Source organism: Pseudomonas sp. TE3899, assembly GCF_056279105.1.
The window spans coordinates 5,263,783-5,290,018 of sequence record NZ_JBWBQR010000001.1 but is presented as its reverse complement, the minus strand read 5'-3'; the positions used below and the strand labels follow the sequence as shown (position 1 = coordinate 5,290,018).

Here is a 26,236-nt window from a genome sequence, read left to right as displayed (position 1 = left end):
CCGCGTTCGGCTCTGGATGGGACGCGGAGCGTCCCGGGCTGCATTCCCACGCGGAGCGTGGGAACGATCATTGTGCCCGGGTCAGCCGGGTCAGGATCCGATCCAGCGCATTGGCAAACGCCTGTTTCTCCCGCTCGCCAAATGGCGCGGGCCCGCCGCTCATCTGGCCCTGCTCGCGCAGGTCAGTGAACAGATTACGCACCGCCAATCTGTCGCCCATGTTCTGCGCATCGAACTCTTTGCCCCGCGGGTCCAGCGCCGCAACACCCTTCTTCACCAGGCGATCAGCCAACGGCACATCGCTGCAAATCACCAGCTCACCGGGCACCGCGTGTTCCACCAGATAATCGTCGGCCGCATCCGGGCCACTGGGCACCACGATCAGCTTCACCAGCGCCAGGCCGGGCTTGATCTGCGGCTGACCGGCCACCAGCACCACTTCGTACTGGCGCTTGAGGGCGAATTTCACCACCAGATCCTTGGCCGCCCTTGGGCAAGCGTCGGCATCGATCCACACACGCATTGTGTTTCCTCTTAAAAGCATCGCGGGCAAGCCTTGCTCCTACAGGTTATACGCAACCGGCGCATGAATCCTGTAGCAGCGAGGCTTGCCCGCGAATGGGGACGACGCGGACTTAAGACGTCTGCACCCGCCGCTTCTCAGCCATCCGGCTACGACTGTAAAGCACGACAATCGCAATAATCGCCACCGCCTGCGCACTCAGCGAATACGCATCAGCGTGGATCCCCAACCAGTCGAAGTCAAAGAACGGCACCGGCCGGGTGCCGAAGATCCCGGCTTCCTGCAACGCCTTCACGCCATGCCCGGCAAACACCACCGACAACGCGCACAGCAACCCGGCGTTGATGCCGAAGAACAGCGCCAGCGGCAGTTTCGCCGAACCGCGCAGGATCACCCAGGCCAGGCCGACCAGCAACACCAGCGCCGTGGCACCGCCGGCCAATACCGCGTTGTGCCCGGCGGGACCGGCCTGCAGCCACAGGGTTTCGTAGAACAGGATCACTTCGAACAGTTCGCGATACACCGAGAAGAACGCAAGGATCGCAAAGCCGAAACGCCCGCCGCCGCCCACCAGGCTGCTCTTGATGTAATCCTGCCAGGCCGCCGCGTGGCGACGGTCGTGCATCCACACGCCAAGCCAAAGCACCATGACACTGGCAAACAACGCCGTCGCGCCCTCCAGCAATTCACGCTGGGCGCCGCTGACATCGATCACATACGCCGCCAGCGCCCAGGTCCCGAGTCCCGCCAACAACGCCAACCCCCAACCGACGTTGACGCTGCGCACCGCCGATTGCTGGCCGGTATTGCGCAGGAACGCGAGGATCGCCGCCAGCACCAGAATCGCTTCCAGGCCTTCGCGCAGCAGAATCAACAGGCCGGAGATGTAGCTCAGGGACCAGCTCAAGCCATCGCTGCCCAGCAGGCCAGCGGATTGCTTCAACTTGGCCTTGGCCGCGTCCAGACGCTGCTCGACCTGGGCCAGCGGCAAACCATCCTGCAACGACTGACGGTAGGCCATCAGGGATTTTTCAGTGTCTTTGCGCACGTTGGCGTCGACGTTGTCCAGGGAGCTTTCGACCAGTTCGAAGCCTTCCAGGTACGCGGCCACCGACAGGTCGTAGGCCTGATCGTGCTCGCCAGTCCGGTAGGCGGCGATGCTTTTGTCGAGCGTTGCGGCGGTGTAATCGAGCAACTGCGCCGGGCCACGCTTGACCTGGGGCGGTTGCGCCCGCTGCGCACGGAACGTCGCCACGGCTTGCGGGCCTTCGGCGGCCAGCACTTCGGCCGGGGTCTGACGGGCCAGGTCGGCGATGTTGTAGGTCTTTTCGGATTTAGCGGCGCCCGGGTCGGCGCTGAAACCAGCAATATAAGTCGCCAGATCCCAGCGCTGACGGTCATCCAGCTGGTCGGCGAAGGACGGCATGTCGGTGCCTTCGACGCCCTGGCCCAGGGTGTTGTAGATCCCGTAGAGGCTCAGGCGATCCAGCCGCGTTGCATCCCGCAGGTTGGCCGGCGCCGGGGTCATGCCAACGCCGGCCGGGCCGTCACCGGCGCCCGCATCGCCGTGGCACACCGAACATTGCTGGGCATACAGCGGCGCGCCGCGAGTCGGGTCCGGGGTGATCACCGGGGCCTGGCTGACTTCATAGGCTACGGCCAGCTTCGCACCGAGCTGACGGGCCTGACGCACGACGTCGGCGCTGTCCCTGCGAGCGACGATAGCCGCGCGCAGGTTGCTAACGCCCTGCTCCAGCTCGGCGCGCTCGGGCCTGGCCGGCAATTCGGCGATCAACCCTTGCAGAACCACCATGAACTCTTGTTGTTCGCGGTACTCGGACTCATCAATGACCTTGCCGGCCTCGACCGTCGCCGGGTAATCAGCGCCAATGTAGTCGAGTAAATGCAGCGCTTTGGGCGCGCCTTCGGCAGTCTCGGCCAGCGCATTGAAGCTGCAAAGCGCGATCACCGGCAGCACTAGCCACGCCAGAAAACGAGAGGAGGCAGTCATGAATGAATCTCAAATGGAAATACGAAGTAACACATTGTTCACTCCCAATGAGTTTCACTCAAGCTTTGTCTACGCCGGCCGCTGACGAACAGGAACAAAGTGCCATCATTCAAGTCTATAATTTGCCGCCTCTTGGCGGCTTATCTTCAAGGAAGACACACAGCAAATGGCCACCCGCCTGCGCTTCTGGTTTGTCCTCAGTACGTGCCTTCTACTGAGCGCGTGCACCTCGTTCCGTGACTACAACGCGGAGCTCGACGAGACCCTCTATTATTTCAGGGGCGGCGATATCGAAAGCGCTGTTGCCGTGCTCGACCGCAACAACCCCATTGCCCCCGGCGACCTCCTCTACAACTTCGAGCGGGGTGAGTTGTTGCGCATGAACGGCGACATGAGCGGCAGTTACGCCAATTGGGACTACGCCGACCGCTTGATCGAAGGGTGGGCAAACTCGCCCTATTTCGGCACGTTCAAAGGCTTCACCGACTTCAACAGCTACGGCGCCAACGACAAAGTGCGCTTATACGACGGCCATGATTTCGAGAAAGTCGCGCTGACCACGCAAATGGCCCTGATGTTGCTCTCCGCCGCCGAGACGGAAAAGGCTCGCGTCGCGATCAAGAAAACCCACGAGCGCGAGGCGATCATTGCCGACAAGCGTGACTTGGAATACCTGGCCCTGGAAAACCAGGCGAAGGATCAGGGGGTCGCGCTGCAATACAAAGACCTTCAGGGCTACCCGGTGGCAACCCTCGACGCTCCCGAAGTGGTCGCACTGAAAAACAGCTACCAGAGCGCGTTCAGCCATTACCTCGCCGGGTTCATCTATGAATCACTGGATGAGAAAGACCTCGCCGCGCCGGGTTATCGCCAGGCCATCGAACTGCGCCCGAATACACCGCTGCTGGAACAAGCCTTGCGCAACCTGGCCAAATCCCCGCTCAAGGCTGGCGAGGCCGATGTGCTGTTGATCGTGCAAACCGGTCTGGCGCCGGCGCTGCAGTCGGTGCGCGTGCCGATTTCGGTCGACGTCGAGGGCCAGACCTTCATTACCAACATGTCGTTTCCGGCCGTCCTCCCCGACACCTCCACGCCACCGGTGGACTTCATAACGGTGGACGACAAAAAACAGAAGCTGACCCTGATCAACAGCTTCGGCGACATGTCGCGCCGTTCATTGCGTGACGACATGCCGGGGATTATTCAACGCACGCTGCATCGCGCCCGCACCAATGCCCAATACCTGGCGTTCCTGAAAAAACGCAGCCCGGAGAAACTTGAAGAGGAAATGCTGCGGCAAACCCAGCAAGAGGACGCCGATACCCGTGTCTGGCGCACCTTGCCCGACAGGACCTTGATCGCCCGAATCCGGCTGAGCAAGGGCATGCACCAACTGACGCTACCGAATGCGCCACAATACCTTCCGATCAAATTCGAGATTGATAAAACCCATCAAGCCTTCAGTTTGCGCGCCGTGGGTAACCGGATTTACGCCGCCGACCTCGCCATGCGACAAGACGCCCAGTCAGCCCCCCTCGTTGACGCCAAACCCGCCCTACCCTGAACGGAGATTTTCATGGGATTGAAATGCTTCGCCGTTATCGCCCTGGCCCTGTTGGCCGGTTGCGCCACCCCGCCACCGCCGCCGGAACCCGGCAGCGCCGCCAGTAAAGTCATGGCCACCGGACCGATCCAGCACGTCGCCGTCGGCCCGATGCGCATGGCCCGGGAAAACGGCTTCCTCACGGTCAACGCCCAGCTGAGCAATACCGATACCGATAACCGAACGCTCTATTACCGCTATCTGTGGCTGGGACCGGAAGGATTTCCGGTCGCCGAAGCCGATACCTGGAAAAGCCTGACCCTGTACGCCGGCCAGACGAATTTCCTGCCCGCCATCGCCCCCGTACCACAAGCCGTGGACTTCCGCCTGGAGATCAATACGCCGTGAACCGCCCACACATGATGGCCCGCCTCTCTTGCGTTGCCCTGGCCGCGTTGCTGGTCGGTGGCTGTGCCGACAATCGCTCGCCGGTATTGGGCAGTGGCAACATCAGCTATGGCGACCCGAAGGCCGTGGAGCTGGTGACCAACGAATTCGGCTCGACCGACCTGCAAATGATCGCCGAGAGCATGACCCGTTCCCTCGCCCAGTCCGGTGTCCTGAAGGGCCGCCCGGTGGTGCAGGTGTACGACGTGATGAACAAGACCAGCGAGTACATCGACACGCGGGAAATCACCACCTCGATCAAGACCCAGTTGATGCGCAGCGGCGCCGCGCGTTTTGCCAGCGACAACACCGACATGCAAAGCCAGGTCGACCACCTCAAGCTGCAAAACCAGAGTGGCCTGTACAAGAAAAGCACGGTGGCCAAGACCGGCAACATGATCGCCGCCCGCTATCGCCTGGAAGGCTCGATCAGCTCGATCGTCAAGCGCAGCAACGACTACAAGGACGTCTTCTACAAATTCAGCCTGCAACTGGTCGACGTCGAAAGCGGACTGGCCGAGTGGATGGACGAGAAAGAAATCCGCAAAACCACGGAGCGCTAAGCAATGCGTGCATGGATTGGCTTCATCACCCTGGCCTGTGCGTTGAGCGCCCAGGCCGCGCCGAAAATCGCTGTCACCGACCTCGCCTATGAGGCCAGCGTGGATCAATACGTCCACGTCATCTCGGCCCGGGACAATCAACAGCAGGACTATTACGGCGCTAGCGGCTCGTCCAGTTATGACGAGTACACCACGCGCAACAGTTACCTGGAGCAGACCGAGATCCGACGCTTCAGCGGCGACATCAAGGGGGAAATGCTCAAGACCGGGATGTTTCAGCTGATCCAGGGCACGCCTTACACGGCCAGCGCCAAGCGCGATGTGTACGACGTAATCAAGCGCATCAAGGCCGGCGACTTCAAGGGCGCCGATTACGTGCTGTTTGGCACGGTGTCGGACATCGACTTCACCCAGGACATGAACGAACTGGCCAACACCGACAGCTATTCGGCGGTGCTGGCGTTGACCCTGGTGGCAGATTTCAGCCTGATCAATACCAAGACCTTCGAAATCACCTCGGCCTTCACCGCCATGGGTGAGGCCCAGGACACCAAACTGGTGAATGACCGGGACATCCACGTGTCACTGAACCGCCCACGGGTGGTGCGTGATGTGTCCAAGGCCTTGGGCGAAGACGTGGCGGCGCAACTGAGCCAACAACTGGGTGGCGGTGGTTACGAGCAGCCGGGGCCAGCCGCGCAGCGTAACAACCTGCCGCGGGACACGGCGCCGGTTATCCTGCGCTGACATCCAGGCCGGACACCACTGTGGCGAGGGGGCTTGCCCCCGTTGGACTGCGCAGCAGGCCCATTTTGGAGGCGCTTCGCACCTCAACGGGGGCAAGCCCCCTCGCCACAGAAGCTCCCTCGCCACAATGAGTACGAGGCAAATGAAAAAGGCGACCTGAAAAGGTCGCCTTTTTTGTGCCTGACGGTTTTACACCACCGCTTTACGCAACGTCGCCATGAACGCCGCCGCACCGATGAACAGCCCGGCAAACGTGCGGTTCATGCGTTTCTGCTGTTGGGGCGTGCGCAACATCCGCAACACTTTGGCCGCCAGCCCGGTGTAACCGGCCATGACGATCAGGTCGACGCAGACCATGGTGACGCCGATGATCAGGTATTGAGCCAGCAGCGGCGCATGGGGATCAATGAACTGCGGCAACACGGCCAGCATGAACACCAGAGCCTTGGGGTTGCTGATGTTCACCAGGAACCCCCGGAACATCAAGGCCAGCGGCTTGCCAATCTGGCGCACCGCGCCGTCGTCGCTCATGTCGCTGGGCAGTGCCCGCCATTGCTTGACCGCGAGGTAAACCAGGTACGCCACACCGAACCATTTGATCGCATAGAACGCGGTTGCCGAAGCCGTGAGAATGGCGCCCACCCCCGCACCGACAATCGCAATCTGCACCGCCAGGCCCAGCTGCAGGCCCAGGGCGTTCCAGTAACCGCGCCAGAAACCGTATCGCAGACCGCTGGACATCGACGCAATCGCGCCGGCACCGGGCGACAGGCTGATCACCCAGCAGGCGGCAAAAAACGCCAGCCATGTTTGAAGCACCATTGCACACCTCGACTCAGACTCGTGACAGACGTCTAAGCTAATGCGGCTTGGGGCCGATGACTACCGATTTTTTGCAGGACCAGAACGACGGCCGACCAGCGTGATCGGCGGTGTCGCCTATTTTTCGAAACCGCTCGAAGGGAATACATCGCTACCGCGCCAGCGCCGAACCGAGCGCTGGAAGAACAGGCTGTTAGGCACTTGCACCATGGCGCTGCCAGTCCCGGCTTCTTCGGCTTCGATCAGCGTGGTGAACAGCAGATTGATCGCCACGACCCGGCCTTTGACGCCGGGCTTGTCGAGGGTGTCCACCAGCTCGACCACGTCACCAATGCGGAACGGGCCGACGGTGAAGATCAGGATCGCGCACAGCAGGTTGGAGAGCACGCTCCACATGGCGAAGAACGCCACCGCCGCTACGGCGACGAACCCGGACAACGCGGTCCAGAGCACCGTCGCCGAAACGCCGAGGCGTTCCAGCACGAAGATCAACGCGCTACCCATGATCAGCCAGCGCAGGCCACCGCGCAGCGGCATCAGCAGTTGCGGCGGAAACGGGTAGCGCTCACCGAGGCGAGTCAGGCATTTGGCGACGAAGCGCTGGGCGAAGTAACCGGCCAGCAGGATCAGCAGGATTTGCACGACGAGCCAGATCGGCTCGACCCACACCGCCGGCAGCGGCCATTTGAAGGCGTCCATCAGGACAACGCCTCCAGCTCCGCCTGCATGCTTTCCAGCAGTTCCAGGGCTTCCATCCAGGACTCTTCCAGTTCGGCTTCACGCACCTTGAGCTTGGCTTGCTCGGCCAGCAGATCACGCAATTCGTTCTTGCGCATCGGTTCGTAGATATCGCTGTCGCCGAGGCTGACATCGATCTTCGCCAGTTTCTCGTGGAGCTTGCCCAGCTCGGCTTCGAGCTTGTCAGCCTCACGCTTGTGCGGCGCCAGTTGCTGACGCAACGCAGCGGCAGCCTGACGCTGGGCCTTCTTGTCGGTCTTGTCCGGGTTCACCGGGGTGTTGCTGACCGGCGCGTTGCGCTGACGATACTCCACCAGCCAGCGGGTGTAGTCCTCCAGATCGCCGTCGAACTCTTCGACCTTACCGTCCGCCACCAGATAGAAATTGTCAGTGGTGCTTTTGAGCAAATGACGGTCGTGGGAGACCACCAGTACCGCGCCACTGAACTCCTGCAAGGCCATGGTCAGCGCCAGGCGCATTTCCAGGTCCAGGTGGTTGGTCGGTTCGTCGAGCAGCAACAGGTTCGGGCGGCCCCAGGCGATCAACGCCAGCGCCAGTCGGGCCTTTTCGCCACCGGAGAAATTCAGCACCGGCTCATCAATGCGCGCACCGCGGAAGTCGAAACCGCCGAGGAAGTCGCGCAGGGTCTGCTCGCGCTCGGTCGGCGCCAGGCGCTGCATGTGCAGCAACGGGCTGGCCTTGGAGTCGAGCGAGTCCAGTTGATGCTGGGCAAAGTAGCCGACCACGGTGTTCTCGCCGCGGGTCAGGCGACCGGACAATGGCTCGAGTTCACCGGCGAGGTTTTTGATCAGGGTCGATTTGCCCGCGCCGTTGGGGCCGAGCAAGCCGATGCGCGCGCCAGGGGTCAGTTGCAGCTTGACCTTCTCCAGCACGGCGCGCTCGCCGTAACCCAGGCGAGCGTCGGAGATATCAATCAACGGGCTGGAGATTTTGTGCGACTCGCGGAACACGAAGTCGAACGGCGAATCGACGTGGGCGGCGGACAGTTCTTCCATCCGCTCCAGCGCCTTGATCCGGCTCTGGGCCTGACGGGCCTTGGTGGCCTGGGCCTTGAAGCGGGCGATGTAGCTTTCCATGTGCGCACGTTGCGCCTGCTGCTTCTCGTAGGCCTGCTGTTGCTGGGCCAGGCGTTCGGCACGCGCACGTTCGAAGGCGCTGTAGCCGCCGCGATACAAGGTGATCTTGCGCTGATCGACGTGAGCGACGTGATCGACCACGGCATCGAGGAAGTCCCGGTCGTGGGAAATCAGCATCAAGGTGCCGGGGTAGCTCTTGAGCCACTCTTCGAGCCAGATGATGGCGTCGAGGTCCAAGTGGTTGGTCGGTTCATCGAGCAGCAGCAAGTCCGAAGGACACATCAAAGCCTGCGCCAGGTTCAGACGCATCCGCCAGCCACCGGAGAAATCGCCTACCTGACGATCCATCTGATCGTTGGTGAACCCAAGGCCGGCCAGCAACTTGCGCGCCCGGGCGTCGGCGGTGTAACCGTCGGCGCTGTCGAGCTCGGCATGCAGGCGGGCCTGGGCGGCACCGTCATGGGCCGCTTCGGCCGCGGCGAGGTCACGTTGCACCTCGCGCAGGCGCAGGTCGCCATCGAGCACGTAGTCGACCGCGATGCGATCGAGGGTGTCGATCTCCTGGCGCATGTGGGCGATGCGCCAGTCGCCCGGCAGCAAGCAATCACCCGAGTCCGGGTGCAGGTCGCCCAGGAGCAAGGCGAACAGGCTCGATTTGCCGGCGCCGTTGGCACCGATGAGGCCGGCTTTGTGGCCGGCGTGCAGGGTCAGCTCGGCGTCTTCTAGCAGACGTTGCGGGCCACGCTGTAAAGTCAGGTTCTGAATTCGGATCATAATGGCGGCGGAGTCTATCAGCTTCGCTCACAACTGGCGCGAGTAGCATATGTCTGCTGACCTGTGGAGCTTTTCCCTGAACACTTACGCCCGTCCCGGTGTGGAAGGCCTGTGCCTGCAATGGCAGGCGGCGGGGGCGAATGTGTGCCTGCTGCTGTGTGGGCTGTGGCTGGAACAACGAGGCGTGGGCTGCACCGAGCAACGCTTGCAGGCGCTATTTCAGGTGGCCGGGCCGTGGGAGATGAATGTCGTACAGCCGCTGCGAGCATTGCGCATGCAATGGAAAGCCGCCGCCGTGGACGACGTCGAACTCAACGCGTTACGCGAACAAGTGAAGGCACTGGAGTTGGAAACCGAACGGCATCTGCTGTTGCGATTGGAACGTACGGCCCAGGATTGGCCGCAAGCTGAGGTGACCGAACGATCGGCCTGGCTGGAAGGTGTGGCGGCAGGCGCCGCCAACCTGGACCGCGACGCGCTGCTGCATCAGCTGCGCGCCGCGGTAACCGGCACTTAGGAAGCGCTGGTTGGGGTGGTGGCAGTGCTCGATGCGGCGGCTGGCGTTGGCGCAGCAGTCGGGGTCGAGGTAGTAGCGGCTGGAGCAGACGATGCTGCCGGAGCCGGGGTGGCAGGCTTGGCGACTGGCGCGGTAGCCGGTTTGGCCGCAGCGGGTTTGGCCGCGACTGGTTTTTTCACCGCTGGTTTTGCAGCAGGTTTAGCGGCAGCTGGTTTTGCAGCAGCCGGCTTGGCAGCGGGTTTGGCTGCGGCAGGTTTTGCAGCGCTCGCAGTAGCCGGTTTAGCGGCTGCTGGTTTGGCGGCCGATTTTGCAGCAGCAGGTTTAGCGGCTGCAGGCTTGGCGGCTGCGGTTTTAGCCGCTGGTTTTGCTGCCGGCTTGGCGGCTGGTTTTGCAGCGGCTTTTGCAGCTACTGGCTTGGCGGCTGGCTTGGCAGCCGGTTTCGCTGCTGCCGTTCTGGCAGCTGGTTTAGCAGCCGGTTTTGCGGCTGGTTTGGCGGCCGTTTTTGCAGCAGGTTTAGCGGCTGCGGTTTTCGCCGCAGTCGGTTTGGCAGCAGCCGTTTTTGCAGCAACTGGCTTGGCGGCAGCTGGCTTGGCAGCCGTCGCTCTGGCAGCTGGTTTCGCAGCGCTGGCAGCCACTGGTTTTTTCGCGGCAGGTTTTGCTGCGGCTTTGGCCGGTGCTTTGGCAGCCGGTTTGGCAGCAGGCTTGGCGGCTGCTTTTGCAGCAACCGGTTTGGCCGCGGCTTTCTTGGCAGGTGCCGCAGCAGGCTTGGCCGAACGCAGGGACAACGCCTTGCTCACAGCCTCTTGTACGCGACCGACGCCCTGGGCCAGTTTCAGGCTTTCCTGAGCATCGCGCTTGAGTTGCAGAATGTAGGTGCGGGTCTCGGACTGACGATCTTTCAAGGCATCGAGCAAGTCTTCGAGTTGCTTCACTCCGTCCTTCGCCTTGGCTTGTGCCTTGGCTTTGCCGGCCGCCGCAGCGTCCTGCAATTTGGTACGGGATTTGTGCAGTTTTTCTTGCGCTTTACCGCGCTGCTTTTCCAGTTTGGCGAGCAGTTTTTCAGCATCAGCCAAGGCTTGGGAACAAGCGGTTTCCAAATGCTCGAGCAGGCTGCCCGAGAGTTGTTGGAGTAAGTGCAACGGAGTATTTACAGGCTTCTTGGTGGCCGACATGGTTTACCTCCTGGCTGACGTGAATGCGGCTCATACTAGACCTCTGCTGACACCGCCGCTAGGTCATGTTGACAGTATCCAAAGCGTTGCGTTGCAGCGAATCGAAAATGTTCTGCATCGGCGCAAAAGCAGTTCACCGTTCAACCCATCCTCGCTGGCATAATCCCCCGCATCTCAGGTCGGAGAGTGCCCATGTCGCGTTACCTTTTTTTATCCCTGCTGGTGTGTTTTTCCGTCGTTCATGCCGCGGAAAAAACCGCTGCAAATGATGCTCACGATCTCGCCTACAGCCTGGGGGCAAGCCTCGGCGAACGCTTGCGCCAAGAGGTTCCGGACCTGCAACTTCAGGCGCTGGTCGATGGCCTGCAGCAAGCCTATCAAGGCAAACCCCTGGCGCTGAAAGACGCGCAGATCGAGCAGATCCTGGCCGACCACGAAGCCCAGGTCGCCTTGCAAACGCCAGCGCCGCAAACCGAAGAAGCCCTGGAAAAAGAGCAGCGTTTTCTTACTCAGGAAAAAGCCCGGCCCGGCGTTCGTGAACTGGACGATGGAATTTTGCTGACGGAATTGACCCCGGGCAACGGCGCCAAGGCCGGGCCGAATGGCAAGGTTCAGGTGATGTACATCGGTCGCCTGCCCGACGGCACGGTGTTCGATCAGAACAGCCAGCCGCAGTGGTTCAGCCTCGACAGCGTGATCACCGGCTGGCGCACGGCGCTGCAAAACATGCCGGTTGGCGCGAAGTGGCGACTGGTGATTCCATCGGCCCAGGCTTATGGCGCCGATGGTGCCGGCGACTTGATCGCGCCATTCACTCCGCTGGTGTTTGAAGTCGAATTGCGCGACGCCACCAGCTGAATCGCGGAAACGAAAAACGGCGCGCATAGCGCACCGTTTCGGTTGTTGCGGGAAGGGGTTCAGGCTTGAACCGAATCCTCTTCCTTGTGAGCCGTGTGCAGCACTTCGATCAGGCAATCTTCCAGCTCGAAGCGTTCATGCAATAGGCCACCCAGCTCTTTGAATTTCTCGGCGACACACTTGCCTGCATCACACAGGTCGTTGAACGCGAGCAGCTTCTCGGTGATGACGTCGATGCGTGGGTAGATCGTCTCGGCCAGCTCCAGACCACGCTTGTCACCAAAGGCCTTGGCTTCACCGGTGAGCTGTTCGTAGATCTCGAAATGCCCCGCCGACACGTAGTCGACCAGCACACCGCAAAATTCCTGCAACGGTTTGCGGCTCTCACCCAGCGCTTCAGGCTTGTCGCCGAGAGCATCATAGGCCCGAACCAGTTCGTGACGCTCCTGCAACCAGCGGTCGATCAGCAGATGCACTCCACCCCAGCGTTCCTGAGCATTCTGACAACTTTCGAGCATGGTGATCTCTCTTCCCTTGTGGGTCATGCTGCTCTACACCTGTCGCACCCTTGAAGGTCAAGAATCGGCCAGGCAGAGCGTCATCGAGCAACATAAATCCAATGACACGTGCGGGCCAGATTATGCCCGCACGACAATGCCTTCAAGGTACGCAGGAGATAAAGTTCATACAAGTGTTTAATCACGCGCCACCGCCGGGTGCGACGACACGCCGCTGAGCGGTCGCTGACAGGCGATCCAGACATGGCGCAGCAACTGATAAATGCTCAGGATCAGCATCGCGACGAAGAACAGCAGGCTCCATTCCGGGATGCTCAGGTCGAACAAGGTCCATGAGAGTTGCGCGCAATCATCGCCGCCCTTGAACATCCGTTTCACGGCGCAGGCCCAGGGCAGGTTTTCGTACACGTCATCCAGATTGGGCGAGCAGAGTGACAACTGCTGCAGCGGATCCGCTTGCAACAGCACCTGGCGCCACGCGGTGACGGTTCCGCCCAGGCTGGCAGACAACCCCATCAGCCAATAAACAAAAGACCCGAATCGCCGCGGGCCGTGCACCGAGGCCACCAGGCAAACCAGCATGAGCAGCGCGAGGAAAATCCGCTGCAATAAACACAACCCGCAAGGTCTGAGCCCGACCACATATTCCAGGTAAAAGGAAACGCCCAAGGCCAGGGCACCTGCAGTGAAAGCCATGAAAAACAAGGAGCGTGAGCAGGCCAAAGACATGGCTAATCCGTAACTTTAGAGACAGGCGGTTACGGTAGAGGAAAGCGCGCCAGCCTTTCAAGGCGGGCCACCACGGACACTTCACCAAAGGTGTAGGGAATTCCCGACAGGATCTGAAGGATTAGATGTAGCACCTTGTAGGACGTTGCCGATGGCGGACGACAAGAGCTAAACACAAGACGCTGGAGTGAGCGTTTTGCGGCGAGGCGCTTGCTCTCACAGAGGTGCGAAGCGCCTCCAGATGGGACTGCTGCGCAGTCCAACGGGGGCAAGCCCCCTCGCCACAAGCAAGCTCCCTCGCCCCAGGATTTATGCCAACCCGGAAATCAGGCGCGGACGGCGACGGGCAACGGCGCCGCCAGTAGACGCTCGTCCAACAGGCCAAGGCCTTCCTGGAACAGTTGGTTACTGCGTTCGGTATCGCCCAGTTGCGCCAGCAACCTGGCCAGCTCCGCACAGGCTTCCGGGTTGCGCTGCACACGCAGGCTGCTTTCCAGATAATCCCGGGCCTTGCCCCACAGACTGCTTTGCAGGCACAGACGGCCCAGGGTCAGCAGCAGGCTCGGGTCAGCGGGATGATCCTTGAGCCAACCCTCGGCGGTCTGCAACTGCCGCGACGGATCGCTGCCGCGCACCAACCCATAGAGACGCGCCAGATGGCTGTCGTACTTGCGCTTGAGCGCCGCACGCAGAACCTCTTCCGCTTCGGCCTGCGCGCCCAACTGCCGCAATTGCTCGGCATAGGCCAGCACCAGTGGCGACTCTTGACGCTGCGCCGTGCTGAGTTGCTGCCAGGCCCGATTGAGGGACTGCAAACCAACGACGCCATCCTCCTCGCGGTGCGCCGCCAGGTTGAGATTTTCACCCCAGGCCCGGCGCTCCAGCTCTGCCAGCTCGGCCGCTGGCAGGACCTTGTCTTTGCGCAGTTCCGGCAGCAGGCGAATCACTGCCGACCAGTCGCCGCGCTGCTGATGCAGGCGCTGCAATTGACGCAGGGTCTGCACGTTATGCGGATGACGCTCGTGCATGGCTTCCAGGGTCGCCAGGGCGCCGTCGGTGTCGCCGCGATCGGTCTGCAATTGCGCGTGGCTCAAGGCAATCGCCAGCTCGGCCTGGGGCTGACGCTCCAGCGCGCGCTCCAGCAAGTTGTCGCTTTCTTCGTAATGACCTTGCTCGTTGGCGGCACGCGCCGCACCGAGGTAATACAACAGTGGCTGGCGCTCGGCTTCGGCGGCCCGATGCAGATGACGCTGGGCACTGGCCCACCGCCCTTCGGCCAAATCCAGCTGACCATGTTCGATCGCCACTTGCACCCGGCGACTGCGATTGCGTCGGGACCACGGGTTGACCACACCGCCGGAGGTCGTCACCAGTTCGACCAACGCCTTGATGCCCCAGAACACCAGCCACAGCACCGCCAGCAAGGCCAGGGTCGCCCACAGGCTCGACTCATAGCGGAAGCTTTTGTAGGCGATCAGCACGTAGCCGGAATGCTCGGCAATCGCCAGCCCCAGCGCCCCGGCAGCGGCGATGACCAGGAACAGGATCACATAGAGGCGTTTCATGGCGTGGCCTCCTGCGCAGTGTTCGCGGCAGGTTTGGCCAGCGGTTTGATCGAATCCTCGGCATTCACATTACGCCGCTCCAGGTAACCCTGAACCGCGCTCAACGTGCCCGTCAGGTCCGGCGTGACGACCGTGACCGGTTGCGTACCCAGATCGGCCACCTGCTCAAGCATCGCTTTGCTCTGCGGGTTGTCCGGGTTGAAGTTGCCCTTGAGCACATCCCGCGCTTCCTTCAGCGACTGGGTATACACCGAGGCCTGGCCGTTGAGCGCGGCCCACTGCGCCTGCTCCAACGCCAGGCTCAGGGCCAGACGCACCTGGCTGAGGCTTTGCCCGGCCAGCAACGGACGCACATTCTTGTCGGCGTTGAAGTCGATGCGGATGTAGCGCGAAACCTCGTCCCACCATTGCGCCCAGCGACTGGCGCCGTCGCCATCGGCGGTCAGGCCCAACAGGGATTCGCCACGGTCCTTGTACTCCGGCGCCAGCTCGGTGAGGTTGATCACCTGATCGCGCAATGCACCCAGCCTCAGGAACAACCCGGTGCGATCCGGCTGCTCGGTGCTGCGCAAGGCCACAAGGGTCTTGGCCACTTGCTCGCGGGCGGCGAAGGCGCCGGGGTCGTTCTGTTCGCGCAGGATTTCATCGGCACCCTGCACCAGGGCCTGGGCGCTGCTGATGTCCTGCAACGCGGAAAGACGCAGGCTGGCCAGACGCAGCAAGTGCTCGGCCTCGGCCAGGCGCCAATCCTTGCGACTGGCACCGAGGACGGTTTCCAGCTTTTGATTCAGGCGTTGTTGATCGCCTTGCAGCTGGGTCACCAGACGGCGACGGTCTTCCAGCTCATCGGCGGCGGGCAGTTGTTCGAGACGTGCGGTCAGGCGTTGATCGTTAAGCTTGAGGCTCTGGGCCTGATCGTTCAGCGCCTGGACTTCACTCAACTGCTGTTGGGTGTTGGCCTGCAGGTGGCGCACTTGCCACACTCCCCAGCCGCCCACGGCAACGCCGGCGGCACCCAGCAACAGCGCGACGATTGCCAGTCCATTGCCCCTGCGCGGCACCGCAGCAGGTGGTGGAGTTTCAACGGGTGCATCGAGCACCGGCTGCACGTCATCTTTAGGCAAGACTGTTTCGCTCACGTATCCATCCTTTGCATTAGAGAACGGGTACGGGTTGCTCCCGTAACGCCGTCAGCAAAGCCGTGGCACTGGCGCCACGACAATCCACAACTGTTTGGGCCCCGGCGGCACGTGCCAGCTCGGCGACCCTTGGGCTTGGAACAAACAACGGCAACTGCGCCAACCGTGGCCAGGCATCGCCGGCCAACTGGTGCAGGTGCTCAAAACCCTGTCCACTGCTGACCACCAGCCCGTTCAAGCGTTCCGCTTCGATCCGGTCCGGCAGCGCAGTCGTCGAATAGCTCGGCAAGCCACGACGGTATAACTCCAGATACTCGACACTAGCACCAAGCTCACGCAAACGCCCGGCCAGCAACTCGCGGCCACCCTCCCCGCGCATGATCAACACACGCGGATCAGGCCGGGCGACAGCCTCGCGCAACTGCGCCAGTTCAAGCAAGGCTTCGCTGTCATCGCCATCGACCGGGAAGCTCACATCGAGCCCGAAATCTTCAAGGATTTGCGCGGTCGCGGCGCCTACGGTGAACCATTTCAGTTGAGGTGGCTGCGGCCACTGCTGGCTGAGCAGATCAACGCCAAGCCTGGCCGCCGGCTTGCTGACCACAATCACCGCGCAATAGCGATCCAGCTCCCGGATCACCGCGCGCATTGTGTCAGAGGCGGCAATCGGCTCGATTTCCAAAAGCGGCAGGCAGTTGCTGAAAATCCCGCTCTCGGCCAACACGCTGCTCAGCGCCGCCGACTCATCTGCGGGGCGCGTCAGCAGCAGACGCCAGCCATTCACTCGTGACCTGCCTCGCCGTAGACCGCTTTCAGAATGTCACCGGCCCCCTGGTTCAGCAGGTCTTCGGCGACCTGCACACCCAGGGATTCGGCGTCACTGCGCGGCGCACGGGCCTCGGCATTGAGCAGCAGGCCACCGCTCGGATCGCCCACCAGCCCGCGCAACCAGATCTGCTCGCCTTCAAGCACGGCGTAGCAGGCGATCGGCACTTGGCAGCCGCCATTCAAATGTTTGTTGAGGGCACGTTCGGCGGTGACGCGGGTGGCGGTGTCCTGGTGATGCAGCGGTGCGAGCAAGGCGTGGATTTCAGTGTCGACGCTGCGGCATTCGATCCCGACCGCGCCCTGGCCACCGGCCGGCAGGCTGTCGTCGACGCTGATGGCCGAGGTGATGCGGTCTTCGAAGCCCAGGCGAATCAAACCCGCCGCAGCGAGGATGATGGCGTCGTACTCGCCGGCATCGAGCTTGGCCAGGCGTGTGTTGACGTTGCCGCGCAGGAAGCGGATTTCCAGGTCCGGCCGGCGCGTCAGCAACTGGGCCTGACGGCGCAGGCTCGACGTGCCGACGATGCTGCCCTGGGGCAACTCATCGAGGCTGGCATAGGTATTGGAAACGAAAGCGTCGCGCGGGTCTTCGCGCTCGCAGATGCAAAACAGACCGAGGCCTTCGGGGAAGTCCATTGGCACGTCTTTCATCGAGTGCACAGCGATGTCGGCTTCGTTTTCCAGCAGCGCGGTTTCCAGTTCCTTGACGAACAGGCCCTTGCCGCCGATTTTCGACAGTGGCGAGTCGAGCAGCTTGTCGCCGCGACTGACCATGGGCACCAGCGTCACCAACAGGCCTGGATGGGCTTGCTCAAGACGAGCTTTGACGTATTCGGCCTGCCAGAGGGCCAGCGCACTTTTACGGGTGGCGATGCGGATTTCGCGAGAGGACATGGATCAATCCGTACTGAATAGATACGGCGGATAATAACAGCTCAGCCAAATCCACTTTGACTTGTATCAGGAACTGCTTGGCCTCCCTGGCCTTCGACGTCCGGCAATCGGGTGTGGAGTCCGCCTGGGAACGGCGGATTAAAGCTGCTGCATCATCTTGCGCACGCCGGCCACATGACGACGGCTGACGATCAACGCATCGCCGTTCAAGCCCTTGAGGAACAACTGAAAATGCCCCAGGGGCGTGCGTTGCAGGCGTTCGATGCGTTCGCGGGCGACCAGGGCGTTGCGATGGATACGCACGAAGCGGTCGCCGAATTCGTCTTCCAGGGCCTTGAGCGGTTCGTCCAGCAGCACTTCGCCGCCTTCGTGGCGTAAGGTCACGTATTTGTGGTCGGCAATGAAATAGACCACCTGACCCAACGGGATCAGTTCAATACCTTTGCGGGTGCGGGCACTGATGTGGCTGCGCGGGCCGCTGCCGGTTTCGGCTGCCGGGCGTGTCAGGGCGGCGAGTTGCACGCGATTGGGCCGCTCGGCCTTCTTCAAGGCTTCGAGCAATAACTCGGTGCGCACCGGCTTGACCAGATAACCCACGCCACTGGCCTGCAAGGCCTCGGCGGCGAATTCATCCGGGCCGCTGCAAAACACCACGGCCGGCGGCGTTTCACGCTCGCACAATCGCGCAGCCACTTGCAGGCCATCGAGGCCCGGCATGCGGATATCGAGCAGCACGATATCCGGCTTGTGGCTGTCGATCAGCGCCAACGCCTCTTCGCCGTTCGTGGCACCGGGCTCCATGACACTGTATCCCTCGAGTTCACCGACCATTCGGCTCAGGCGCTCGCGGGCTAGGGGTTCGTCATCAACGATCAGGACATTCATATTGCGCTGGATTCCTGCGTGAGTCTCGCACAAGGATAGCGTAGACAGGTGAAGTGACATCCGTCACCGCGATCCACGCTAAGACTGGCGCGAGGGCCAAAAAGTGCCGCGAGACCGGCGGCTAAATTTTCATCTGCGGGGCGATTGGCGGCCCGGGCCCGCGTTGGCGAGGCATCGCCGTAGGGTTTGCTGATACACAATACGAACACCCCCTCTTTTTATAGGCAGCGCCAGCGCACAGAAGTGCGCTGATCCTACTGTCCAACTGTAGACGGTTGCCGGCGTGATATTGCTCAATTGAAAAATATCGTTGCGCAACGCCTTCTGGCGATACCCCGAGTATGGGCCGGCGTATGAGAAAAAAACGTATCGACCAGTGTCAGCGACAGGATTGGCAACCCTGTTATTATCCGCCCCAGCGTTAAACGCCAACCTTCTTCAAGCCGATACGAGCGAATTCATGAGCACTGACAAGACCAATCAGTCCTGGGGCGGCCGCTTCAGTGAACCCGTCGACGCCTTCGTCGCCCGCTTCACCGCCTCCGTCACTTTCGACCAGCGCCTGTATCGCCACGACATCATGGGTTCGATCGCCCACGCCACCATGCTGGCCAAGGTCGGCGTGCTGACCGATGCCGAGCGCGACAGCATCACCGATGGCCTGAAGACCATCCAGGGTGAAATCGAGGCTGGCCAGTTCGACTGGCGCATCGACCTCGAAGACGTGCATATGAACATCGAGGCGCGCCTGACCGATCGCATCGGCGTGACCGGTAAAAAGCTGCACACCGGCCGCAGCCGTAACGACCAGGTCGCCACTGACATCCGCCTGTGGCTGCGGGACGAGATCGACCTGATCCTCGCCGAAATCACCCGCCTGCAAAAAGGCTTGCTGGAGCAGGCCGAGCGCGAAGCCGGCAGCATCATGCCGGGCTTCACCCACCTGCAAACCGCGCAGCCAGTGACCTTCGGGCACCACATGCTGGCCTGGTTCGAAATGCTTAGCCGCGACTACGAGCGCCTGGTGGATTGCCGCAAGCGCACCAACCGCATGCCCCTGGGCAGCGCCGCGCTGGCCGGCACCACCTACCCGATCGACCGTGAGTTCACCGCGCAACTGCTGGGCTTCGATGCCGTCGGCGGCAACTCGCTGGACAACGTGTCGGATCGTGACTTCGCCATCGAATTCTGTTCGGCCGCGAGCATTGCGATGATGCACTTGTCGCGCTTCTCCGAAGAACTGGTGCTGTGGACCAGCGCGCAGTTCCAGTTCATCGATCTGCCGGACCGCTTCTGCACCGGCAGCTCGATCATGCCGCAAAAGAAAAACCCGGACGTGCCGGAACTGGTGCGTGGCAAGACCGGCCGTGTGTTCGGCGCGCTGATGGGCCTGCTGACCTTGATGAAAGGCCAGCCATTGGCCTACAACAAGGACAACCAGGAAGACAAAGAGCCGCTGTTCGACGCCGCCGATACGTTGCGCGACTCGCTGCGGGCCTTTGCCGACATGATCCCGGCGATCAAACCCAAGCACGCCATGATGCGCGAAGCGGCGCTGCGCGGTTTCTCCACCGCCACCGACCTGGCGGACTACCTGGTACGCCGTGGCCTGCCGTTCCGTGACTGCCACGAGATCGTTGGCCATGCGGTGAAGTACGGTGTGGAAAGCGGCAAGGACCTGGCGGAAATGAGCCTGGAAGAACTGCGCAAGTTCAGCGACCAGATCGATCAGGACGTGTTTGCCGTGCTGACCCTGGAAGGCTCGGTGAATGCCCGTGACCATATCGGCGGGACTGCGCCGGCGCAGGTCAAGAAAGCCGTGGTGCGCGGTCAGGCATTGCTCGCCAGCCGTTAAAAGCTTCGCGGGCAAGTCGAATCGTCGCACCGCTCGCTCCTACACAGGTCGCGCTGTACCTGCGTAGGAGCGAGGCTTGCCCGCGAATGCAATTTCGGATGCGCTACACAAACCCTACTTCTTGGACGCGACCATCGCCAAAAACCCTGGCATCGCCGCTTCCTTGTCCGCTGCAATCCGCTGCACATGCGGGTTTTGCTCCAGACGCTCCAGCAGCGCCTTGGCCGCCGGCATTTCGGCCAACAGATCAATCCCGAACAGCTTCTGCCCGACCGCACAGGCCAGCGGCACGCTGTAGAGGAAATACAAATCGGCAATGCTCAGGCTATCGCCCGCCACATAAGGGGCGAACTGGCCGTGCCGACCCAGCGACGCAAAGCCCAGCAGCAACTCGGCCTTGGTCTTGTCCTTGATCGCGTCCGGTACAGGCGAGCCGAAAAACGCTTCGCCATAACAGGCGCGGCCCGGCAACTCGATGTACAGCTCGATTTCCTTGGCCAGCGCCAGGGCCTGCGAGCGCTCGAAAGGATCGCTCGGCAGCAGCGGCGTGCCTTTCTGGGTTTGCTCGATGTATTCAAGAATGACGGCGGTTTCGTTGACGAAACCCTGTTCGACGCCCAGCACCGGAACCTTGCCACGCGGGCTGATGGCCAACGCCTCGGGGGTCGGGGACGGGTAAAACAGCACTTCCTCGAACGGCAGTCCTTTCTCGAGCAGCGCCAGTTTCACCATGTTGTAGTAGTTGCTGACGGAAAATCCATAAAGCTTGAGCATCACAAAGCCTCCAGGCCGTGCGGGGTGGGCAGTGCCTGTTTATAGAACGCCCAGGCGTTTCTTGCCAGCAGCATCACGGCGCTGAATGCGGGTAAACTGCCCGCCTTAACTTGAGGAGCCTGCCATGAGCGAGCCGACTGATATCGATAGCGACGAAGAAGAATTCACCGAGAACACCCTGATCGAAGCGATTGAAAACCAGATCGAAAGCGACAACCCGCCGGCCGCCAAGGCCACCTTCAACAAGTTGACCCTGGTGGGTTACGAGCGCGAAGAAATCCTCAACCTGATGGCCCATGTGCTGGCGGTGGAAATCGACGCGATCCTCGAAGAAGACCGCGCGTTCAATACCGAATGGTACGAAGCCGCCCTGCGTGCACTTCCTGAATTGCCACCAGAAAAAAAGTAAGCACCGCCCCCCTGTAGGAGCGAGGCTTGCCCGCGATGAACGATTACACGGTTCATCTGACAGATTGCGGCGCGGCAATCGCGGGCAAGCCTTGCTCCTACAACACCCCGTTATCGGGGAACGGATCCCAAGGCGAAAAAACCCTGCTGCCAGCACTGGACATGCCGCACGAGTGAGCTCACCTTAGGGGCGCTGTCGTCCAATTCCTAGAAAGTCTGGAGTCCTTATGTCGCTTACCCCTGAGTTGGTTGCCGAACTGGAAGTCCTTGCACTCTTCAACCTGGACAGTTCCCAGGAAGGTTTGAAAATTCATCAGACCGCTGCCCCGAAACACATTGCCGCCGCTAAACGCCTGCACGAAAAAGAACTGATCGACCAGCCCGATGGCGGTTACCTGACCAGCCTGGGTCGTGACGCCGCGCAAAATGTACAAACCGTTCTGACCATTCTGAGCGTTCGGGAAACAGCCTAAACCCCACCGCATCGCCCACGGAAACCCCTGTGACGGGATTTCCGCGGGCAGCTTGTCGCCTCGCGATAGAAATCTGGCGCCAAAAAACAAATACAGCTTAAAAGTCCCGGGGCCGAGGCGCTAAACTGCCCCTCATCCGCAGACCCTACGTCCGAGCTTCGCGAGCCGGTTTGAGCTGACATGACCCGAACCCATGAAATCCGCCCCGACCTGGACGAAGGCATCGACCGCAAGGTCCTGAGCCAGCTGCGCGCCCGTTTCCTGAAGCTCAACGAAGGCCGCATGGCCCGCGCCATGGAAGGGTTGTCGACGCGCCAGCAAGGGGTGTTGACCCTGCTGCCGCTGTTTTTCCACGTCAATCACCCGCTGCTGCCGGGTTACGTGTCCGGCAGCGCGCCGGCCGGGCTGTCGAATTACGAGCCCGACGCCAACACCCTCGCCGAAGCCCAGCGCCTGACCCGTTCGTTTTCCTACAAGCCGCGCCACGGCAGCAATCCGCCACGACCGATTCATGGCCTGTTCCTGATGGGCAGCCTCGGCACCCTGGCCCAGGCCGACCAGAGCGACATGGACGTGTGGGTGTGCCACGGCCCGGATCTGAGCGAAAGCGAACTCGTCGAACTGCGCAAGAAATGCCAACTGCTCGAAGCCTGGGCCGCCAGCCAGGGCGCCGAGGCACACTTTTTCCTGATCGACCCGACCCGCTTCATGCACGGCGAGCGCGATACGCAACTGAGTTCGGAAGACTGCGGCACCACCCAGCATTACTTGCTGCTGGACGAGTTCTATCGCACGGCGATCTGGCTCGCTGGCCGCACGCCGATCTGGTGGCTGGTGCCGGTTTACGAAGAAACGGGTTATCACCAATACACCCACACGCTGCTGTCCAAGCGCTTTATCCGCGCCGACGAAACCCTGGACCTGGGGCACCTGGCGCACATTCCGCCGGGAGAGTTCATCGGCGCCGGGCTCTGGCAGTTGTTCAAGGGCATCGAATCGCCCTACAAGTCGGTGCTTAAACTGCTGCTGATCGAGGTGTACGCCAGCGAACACCCCAAGGTCCATTGCCTGAGCCTGCGCTTCAAACAGGCAGTGTTCGCCAATCGGCTGGACCTCGACGAGCTGGACCCATACATCGTGGTCTACCGCCGCATCGAGGAATACCTGACCGCTCGTGGCGAACCCGAACGCCTGGAACTGGTGCGCCGTGCGCTGTACCTGAAGGTCAATCGCAAGCTCACCGGCAGCAACAGCCGCACCGCGAGTTGGCAGCGCTCGCTGCTGGAACGCCTGGCCAGCGAATGGCATTGGGATCAACGGCAACTGGCGTTGCTCGACAGCCGCAGCCAGTGGAAAGTCCGCCAGGTCAGCGCCGAACGCCGGGCGCTGGTCAACGAACTGAATTACAGCTACCGCTTCCTGACCCAATTCGCCCGCACCGAGCAAACCGTCAGCCTGATCAACAAGCGCGACCTCAATGTGCTGGGCCGGCGGCTGTACGCGGCGTTCGAGCGCAAGGCCGACAAGGTCGAATTCATCAACCCGGGCATCGCCCCGGACCTGGCCGAAGACACCCTGACCCTGGTGCAGGCGCCAAACAAGAAAGAACCGGGGCAAACCCAATGGGGTTTGTACAACGGCAGCCTGACCGCCCACGAGTGGGAGCATTTCGCGCGCCGATCAAGCGCAGCCGTCAGTTGCTGGAACTGCTGACCTGGTGCCACCGCAATGGCGTGATCGACAGCAGCACCCGCCTGGCCTTGCACCCCGGCACCAGCGACTTGAGCGAATTCGAACTGTTCAACCTGCTCGGCAGCCTGCAGCAGAGCATCGCCCTGCCCCTGACCACCGTCGCCGAAGATGCCCTGTTGCGCCCCAGCGTGCCCGGCGAAGTGTTGATCCTGGTGAACGTCGGCGTCGATCCGCTCAAGCACCATCGTGACCTCAACATCCTGATGACCACCGAGCGCACCGACTCCCTGAGTTACGCCGGCGTGCGGGAAAACCTGGTGCTAACCCTGGATCAGGTCACGCTCAATAGCTGGAATGAAGTGCTGGTCAGCCGCTACGACGGGCCGCACGCGCTGCTCGACTGCCTGCGCGATTACCTCAACAACCTGCCCAAAGGGCCGCAACAGCCGCGCTTGCGGGTCCGTTGTTTCTGCCACAACCGTGCGCAATTCATTGCGCGGCGGGTCGAAGAAATCCTCGATACCGCGCAGAACCTGCTGTTGAGCAAACTCAACCATCGCTACCTGATTCAGGTGCAGCAGCATTACCACGTGCTGGAGTTGGTGCCCGGCCAGGTCAACCACGTCGCCCTCGCCACCCTGCCGGCGCTGTTCGACTACCTGGGCGAGGAGCTGGCGAGCTACAGCCCGCTGCACCTGGACCCGATGGCCCTCGAAGAACAGGACCTCGCGTTGCTGTTGCCGATGGGTCAGCCCGAGTGCATCCAGGTGTTCTACCGGATCACCGAGCAGCAGGCCGATCTGTACGTATTGGATGAGTTCAACGCGCTGTGGCAGCAACGCCTGCCGTATCACGACGAGCAAAGCCTGCTGGTGCCGCTGCAACGTTTCCTGCAATCGATCCTGTATCGCCGGGACGCCTTGTTGCCGATGGACGCCGCCCAGCCGTTGAGCCTCGACACTTTGTATTACCAACTATTGCCGTCCGGCCCTGGCCGGGCACGTCGGGTCGAAGCGCGGCCAGCGCCGCAAACCCCGGTCAACAAGCCGTTCTACGACGTGCAGGCGATCATCGGCAAAGCCGCACCGGGCCAGGTGCAGGTCACGTTGTATTGCAATCAGCGGGAGTTTTCGGAACTGGAGTATGGCGATCAGCTGTTTACCGTGGTCGCCCGGGAAATCGTCGAGCAGCGCCGCGAGATTGAGCGCTACCGCTGCTACATCACCGACCTGGACCTGTCGGGCCTGCTCGGTGATGGGCAGAGTTCAAGCAATTTGTATCTGCGCTACAAGGCCGACCTGGAGCGCGCACTGAACGAAGCACTCGAGCAGGTCTGAGGCGTTATTCCGGAAAGGCGCCGCCATTGGCCGGCTGCGATTCCACTTCCAGCAGGGTCAGTTTCAGGGTCTTGCCACCCGGTGCCGGCCAGTCGATGTGCTGGCCGACTTTCAGGCCGAGCAAGGCGCTGCCCACGGGCGCCAGAATGGAAATCTTGCCTTCGTCGGCATTGGCATCCTTGGGATACACCAGCGTCAGGTGATAGTCCTTGCCGCTGATCTCTTCGCGGCAATGCACGCGGGAATTCATGGTGACGACATCGGCGGGCACTTCATCGTGACCGACCACTGTATCGGCGCGGTCCAGTTCGGTTTGCAGCGCGATAACGCCCGGCAGCGTGTCATCCAGGCTGTCGATCAGGCGCTCCAGACGTTGCACGTCCAGACGAGTAAGGGTGATGGAAGGTACGGTCATGATCCGGGCAGACTCCTTTCTTCTGCACAAAAAAAGCAAAACCCCGCCAGAAAAAGGCGGGGTTTTCACGAGCCTCGATGGGTTGAGGCGTTTCTGGACACTATCACAGCTCAATAAATATACAAGTGAGGGGAAGGGGCGCTTCAGACACGCGGGGAGAAACACTGTGGCGAGGGGGCTTGCCGCCCGTTCGGCTGCGAAGCAGTCGTGAGCTTTTGGGGCCGCTTCGCGACCCAGCGGGGGCAAGCCCCCTCGCCACAAAAGCTCTTATGCCAGGGCTTTGCGGTCAGCCGCCTGGGCGCAGATCACCCGACGACGATCGTCGTCGGCCGAGCGCCATTCGCGGATGTCTTCGACATGGCGAAAACACCCCAGGCAGACCTTCTGTTCATCCAGCCGGCACACGCCGCTGCACGGCGAAGGCACCGCCGGGCTGATGTTGCTGTAGAGCGGCTTGGGCGGACGAACCGGTGCAGGCTGAGTCACGGTTTCACAGGCCTTCGAAATCGAATTCGGCGCCCGCCTGCTGCTTGACGATGCGCTCAAGCATTTCGCCCAGCTGCTCTTCGCTCTTGTCGCACATCCAGCGCTCGCTCTCTTCGTCATAGTCGAAGTGGAAGCCGCCGGACACCGCCGCCAGCCACAACTGGCGCAGTGGTTCCTGGCGGCTGAAGATCAACTGGCTGCCGTTTTCGAACTTGACGGTGAGCACACCGGCCGAGCTCTCCAGATCGATATCCAGGTCACTCTCATCGAAAATGTCTTCCAGCGATTGCTGGGTGGCATCGACCAGGTCGTGGAAACGGGCTTCGGTCAAACTCATTGCAGGAACCTCAAAAAGTGTCTGTTCACGCTCAAGCGCCGCAAGATACGGGCGAGCCCCGGCGATTGCAAAGGATAACGACCAAGCGC

Annotated in this window: 26 protein-coding genes and 1 pseudogene; 10 read left to right on the top strand and 17 right to left on the bottom strand. The window is 61.7% G+C overall.

The genetic code is table 11. The features are described 5' to 3' along the window. Positions 1-67 precede the first annotated feature (67 nt). Both ACZ89E_RS23995 and ACZ89E_RS23990 read right to left on the bottom strand, forming a co-directional pair. Complete coding sequence (locus ACZ89E_RS23995) at positions 68-523, bottom strand: YaiI/YqxD family protein (RefSeq protein WP_149660209.1); 456 nt, start codon at positions 521-523, stop codon at positions 68-70. A 112-nt stretch (positions 524-635) separates the two neighbouring features. After that, positions 636-2,534: an FTR1 family protein gene (locus ACZ89E_RS23990; protein ID WP_476256593.1), complete on the bottom strand. Its 1,899-nt coding sequence runs from the start codon at positions 2,532-2,534 to the stop codon at positions 636-638. Positions 2,535-2,700: 166 nt separating this feature from the next. Between ACZ89E_RS23990 and ACZ89E_RS23985 the strand changes: the two genes are divergently transcribed. Genes ACZ89E_RS23985 through ACZ89E_RS23970 form a run of 4 tightly spaced genes read left to right on the top strand, consistent with a single transcriptional unit; the run spans position 2,701 to position 5,834 of the window. Next, a complete protein-coding gene (locus ACZ89E_RS23985; protein ID WP_476256592.1) occupies positions 2,701-4,098 on the top strand; it encodes a COG3014 family protein in 1,398 nt (465 codons plus the stop codon). A 12-nt stretch (positions 4,099-4,110) separates the two neighbouring features. After that, entirely contained in the window at positions 4,111-4,485 is a 375-nt protein-coding gene (locus tag ACZ89E_RS23980; RefSeq protein WP_149660206.1) for a YcfL family putative periplasmic lipoprotein, read from the top strand. 11 nt (positions 4,486-4,496) lie between these two features. After that, on the top strand, positions 4,497-5,087 hold the full coding sequence (gene lpoB / locus ACZ89E_RS23975) for a penicillin-binding protein activator LpoB (RefSeq protein ID WP_463260660.1): 591 nt from the start codon (positions 4,497-4,499) through the stop codon (positions 5,085-5,087). A gap of 3 nt (positions 5,088-5,090) precedes the next feature. Continuing rightward, entirely contained in the window at positions 5,091-5,834 is a 744-nt protein-coding gene (locus ACZ89E_RS23970) for a penicillin-binding protein activator LpoB (RefSeq protein WP_149660205.1), read from the top strand. 189 nt (positions 5,835-6,023) lie between these two features. Here ACZ89E_RS23970 and ACZ89E_RS23965 read toward each other — a convergent pair whose 3' ends face one another. The 3 genes from ACZ89E_RS23965 to ACZ89E_RS23955 all read right to left on the bottom strand — a co-directional run bounded on the left by ACZ89E_RS23965 (position 6,024) and on the right by ACZ89E_RS23955 (position 9,265). Then, entirely contained in the window at positions 6,024-6,656 is a 633-nt protein-coding gene (locus ACZ89E_RS23965) for a LysE family transporter (RefSeq protein WP_149660204.1), read from the bottom strand. A gap of 117 nt (positions 6,657-6,773) precedes the next feature. Beyond that, entirely contained in the window at positions 6,774-7,355 is a 582-nt protein-coding gene (locus tag ACZ89E_RS23960) for a mechanosensitive ion channel family protein (protein WP_149660203.1), read from the bottom strand. After that, entirely contained in the window at positions 7,355-9,265 is a 1,911-nt protein-coding gene (locus tag ACZ89E_RS23955; RefSeq protein WP_463258809.1) for an ATP-binding cassette domain-containing protein, read from the bottom strand. Before ACZ89E_RS23955 ends, ACZ89E_RS23960 begins: the two co-directional genes overlap by 1 nt. 49 nt (positions 9,266-9,314) lie before the next feature. Between ACZ89E_RS23955 and ACZ89E_RS23950 the strand changes: the two genes are divergently transcribed. Further along, the gene (locus ACZ89E_RS23950) at positions 9,315-9,782 is read left to right on the top strand and encodes a TIGR02444 family protein (protein ID WP_149660201.1); all 468 of its coding nucleotides are present in this window, start codon (positions 9,315-9,317) and stop codon (positions 9,780-9,782) included. On the opposite strand, the gene ACZ89E_RS23945 is transcribed toward ACZ89E_RS23950, so the two are convergent. Beyond that, entirely contained in the window at positions 9,779-10,954 is a 1,176-nt protein-coding gene (locus ACZ89E_RS23945) for an AlgP family protein (RefSeq protein ID WP_476256591.1), read from the bottom strand. The two genes, ACZ89E_RS23950 and ACZ89E_RS23945, sit on opposite strands and share 4 nt — an antisense overlap. A 192-nt stretch (positions 10,955-11,146) precedes the next feature. Here ACZ89E_RS23945 and ACZ89E_RS23940 point away from each other — a divergent pair, with 192 nt between their 5' ends. Further along, positions 11,147-11,812, top strand: coding sequence for an FKBP-type peptidyl-prolyl cis-trans isomerase (locus ACZ89E_RS23940; RefSeq protein ID WP_463258812.1), 666 nt, complete (start codon positions 11,147-11,149; stop codon positions 11,810-11,812). Between the two features lie 59 nt (positions 11,813-11,871). Here ACZ89E_RS23940 and rsd read toward each other — a convergent pair whose 3' ends face one another. The 7 genes from rsd to ACZ89E_RS23905 form a co-directional block, all read right to left on the bottom strand. Continuing rightward, positions 11,872-12,330, bottom strand: coding sequence for a sigma D regulator (gene rsd, locus ACZ89E_RS23935; protein ID WP_149660198.1), 459 nt, complete (start codon positions 12,328-12,330; stop codon positions 11,872-11,874). 177 nt (positions 12,331-12,507) lie between these two features. After that, complete coding sequence (locus ACZ89E_RS23930) at positions 12,508-13,059, bottom strand: disulfide bond formation protein B (protein ID WP_149660197.1); 552 nt, start codon at positions 13,057-13,059, stop codon at positions 12,508-12,510. A 326-nt stretch (positions 13,060-13,385) separates the two neighbouring features. Continuing rightward, positions 13,386-14,624 carry a heme biosynthesis protein HemY gene (locus ACZ89E_RS23925; protein WP_149660196.1) on the bottom strand — a complete coding sequence of 413 codons (1,239 nt, stop codon included), beginning with the start codon at positions 14,622-14,624 and terminating at the stop codon, positions 13,386-13,388. Further along, on the bottom strand, positions 14,621-15,763 hold the full coding sequence (locus ACZ89E_RS23920) for a uroporphyrinogen-III C-methyltransferase (RefSeq protein WP_149660195.1): 1,143 nt from the start codon (positions 15,761-15,763) through the stop codon (positions 14,621-14,623). The genes ACZ89E_RS23925 and ACZ89E_RS23920 overlap by 4 nt, the downstream gene beginning before the upstream one ends. A 16-nt stretch (positions 15,764-15,779) precedes the next feature. After that, positions 15,780-16,547, bottom strand: a complete 768-nt coding sequence (locus ACZ89E_RS23915; RefSeq protein WP_149660194.1) for a uroporphyrinogen-III synthase — start codon at positions 16,545-16,547, stop codon at positions 15,780-15,782. Further along, the gene (gene hemC / locus ACZ89E_RS23910) at positions 16,544-17,485 is read right to left on the bottom strand and encodes a hydroxymethylbilane synthase (protein ID WP_463258814.1); all 942 of its coding nucleotides are present in this window, start codon (positions 17,483-17,485) and stop codon (positions 16,544-16,546) included. The genes ACZ89E_RS23915 and hemC overlap by 4 nt, the downstream gene beginning before the upstream one ends. A gap of 138 nt (positions 17,486-17,623) precedes the next feature. Beyond that, complete coding sequence (locus ACZ89E_RS23905) at positions 17,624-18,370, bottom strand: LytR/AlgR family response regulator transcription factor (protein WP_149660192.1); 747 nt, start codon at positions 18,368-18,370, stop codon at positions 17,624-17,626. Positions 18,371-18,830: 460 nt separating this feature from the next. Between ACZ89E_RS23905 and argH the strand changes: the two genes are divergently transcribed. Then, positions 18,831-20,225, top strand: coding sequence for an argininosuccinate lyase (argH, locus tag ACZ89E_RS23900; protein ID WP_123509691.1), 1,395 nt, complete (start codon positions 18,831-18,833; stop codon positions 20,223-20,225). Between the two features lie 114 nt (positions 20,226-20,339). Here the strand turns inward: argH and ACZ89E_RS23895 are convergent, their stop codons facing one another. Next, positions 20,340-20,999, bottom strand: coding sequence for a glutathione S-transferase family protein (locus ACZ89E_RS23895; protein WP_476256590.1), 660 nt, complete (start codon positions 20,997-20,999; stop codon positions 20,340-20,342). A gap of 124 nt (positions 21,000-21,123) precedes the next feature. On the opposite strand from ACZ89E_RS23895, the gene ACZ89E_RS23890 reads away from it, so the two are divergent. The 3 genes and pseudogenes from ACZ89E_RS23890 to ACZ89E_RS23880 all read left to right on the top strand — a co-directional run bounded on the left by ACZ89E_RS23890 (position 21,124) and on the right by ACZ89E_RS23880 (position 24,909). Beyond that, on the top strand, positions 21,124-21,408 hold the full coding sequence (locus ACZ89E_RS23890; protein ID WP_008024357.1) for a hypothetical protein: 285 nt from the start codon (positions 21,124-21,126) through the stop codon (positions 21,406-21,408). A gap of 226 nt (positions 21,409-21,634) precedes the next feature. Then, positions 21,635-21,880, top strand: a complete 246-nt coding sequence (locus ACZ89E_RS23885; RefSeq protein ID WP_149660190.1) for a TIGR02647 family protein — start codon at positions 21,635-21,637, stop codon at positions 21,878-21,880. Positions 21,881-22,060: 180 nt separating this feature from the next. Beyond that, positions 22,061-24,909: pseudogene (locus ACZ89E_RS23880) on the top strand (class I adenylate cyclase). 4 nt (positions 24,910-24,913) lie between these two features. On the opposite strand, the gene rnk reads toward ACZ89E_RS23880, so the two are convergent. The 3 genes from rnk to cyaY form a co-directional block, all read right to left on the bottom strand. Next, the gene (rnk, locus tag ACZ89E_RS23875) at positions 24,914-25,324 is read right to left on the bottom strand and encodes a nucleoside diphosphate kinase regulator (protein WP_149660188.1); all 411 of its coding nucleotides are present in this window, start codon (positions 25,322-25,324) and stop codon (positions 24,914-24,916) included. 267 nt (positions 25,325-25,591) lie between these two features. Then, entirely contained in the window at positions 25,592-25,810 is a 219-nt protein-coding gene (locus ACZ89E_RS23870) for a DUF1289 domain-containing protein (protein WP_427632091.1), read from the bottom strand. Between the two features lie 4 nt (positions 25,811-25,814). After that, on the bottom strand, positions 25,815-26,147 hold the full coding sequence (cyaY, locus tag ACZ89E_RS23865) for an iron donor protein CyaY (RefSeq protein WP_017341439.1): 333 nt from the start codon (positions 26,145-26,147) through the stop codon (positions 25,815-25,817). Positions 26,148-26,236: the final 89 nt, after the last annotated feature.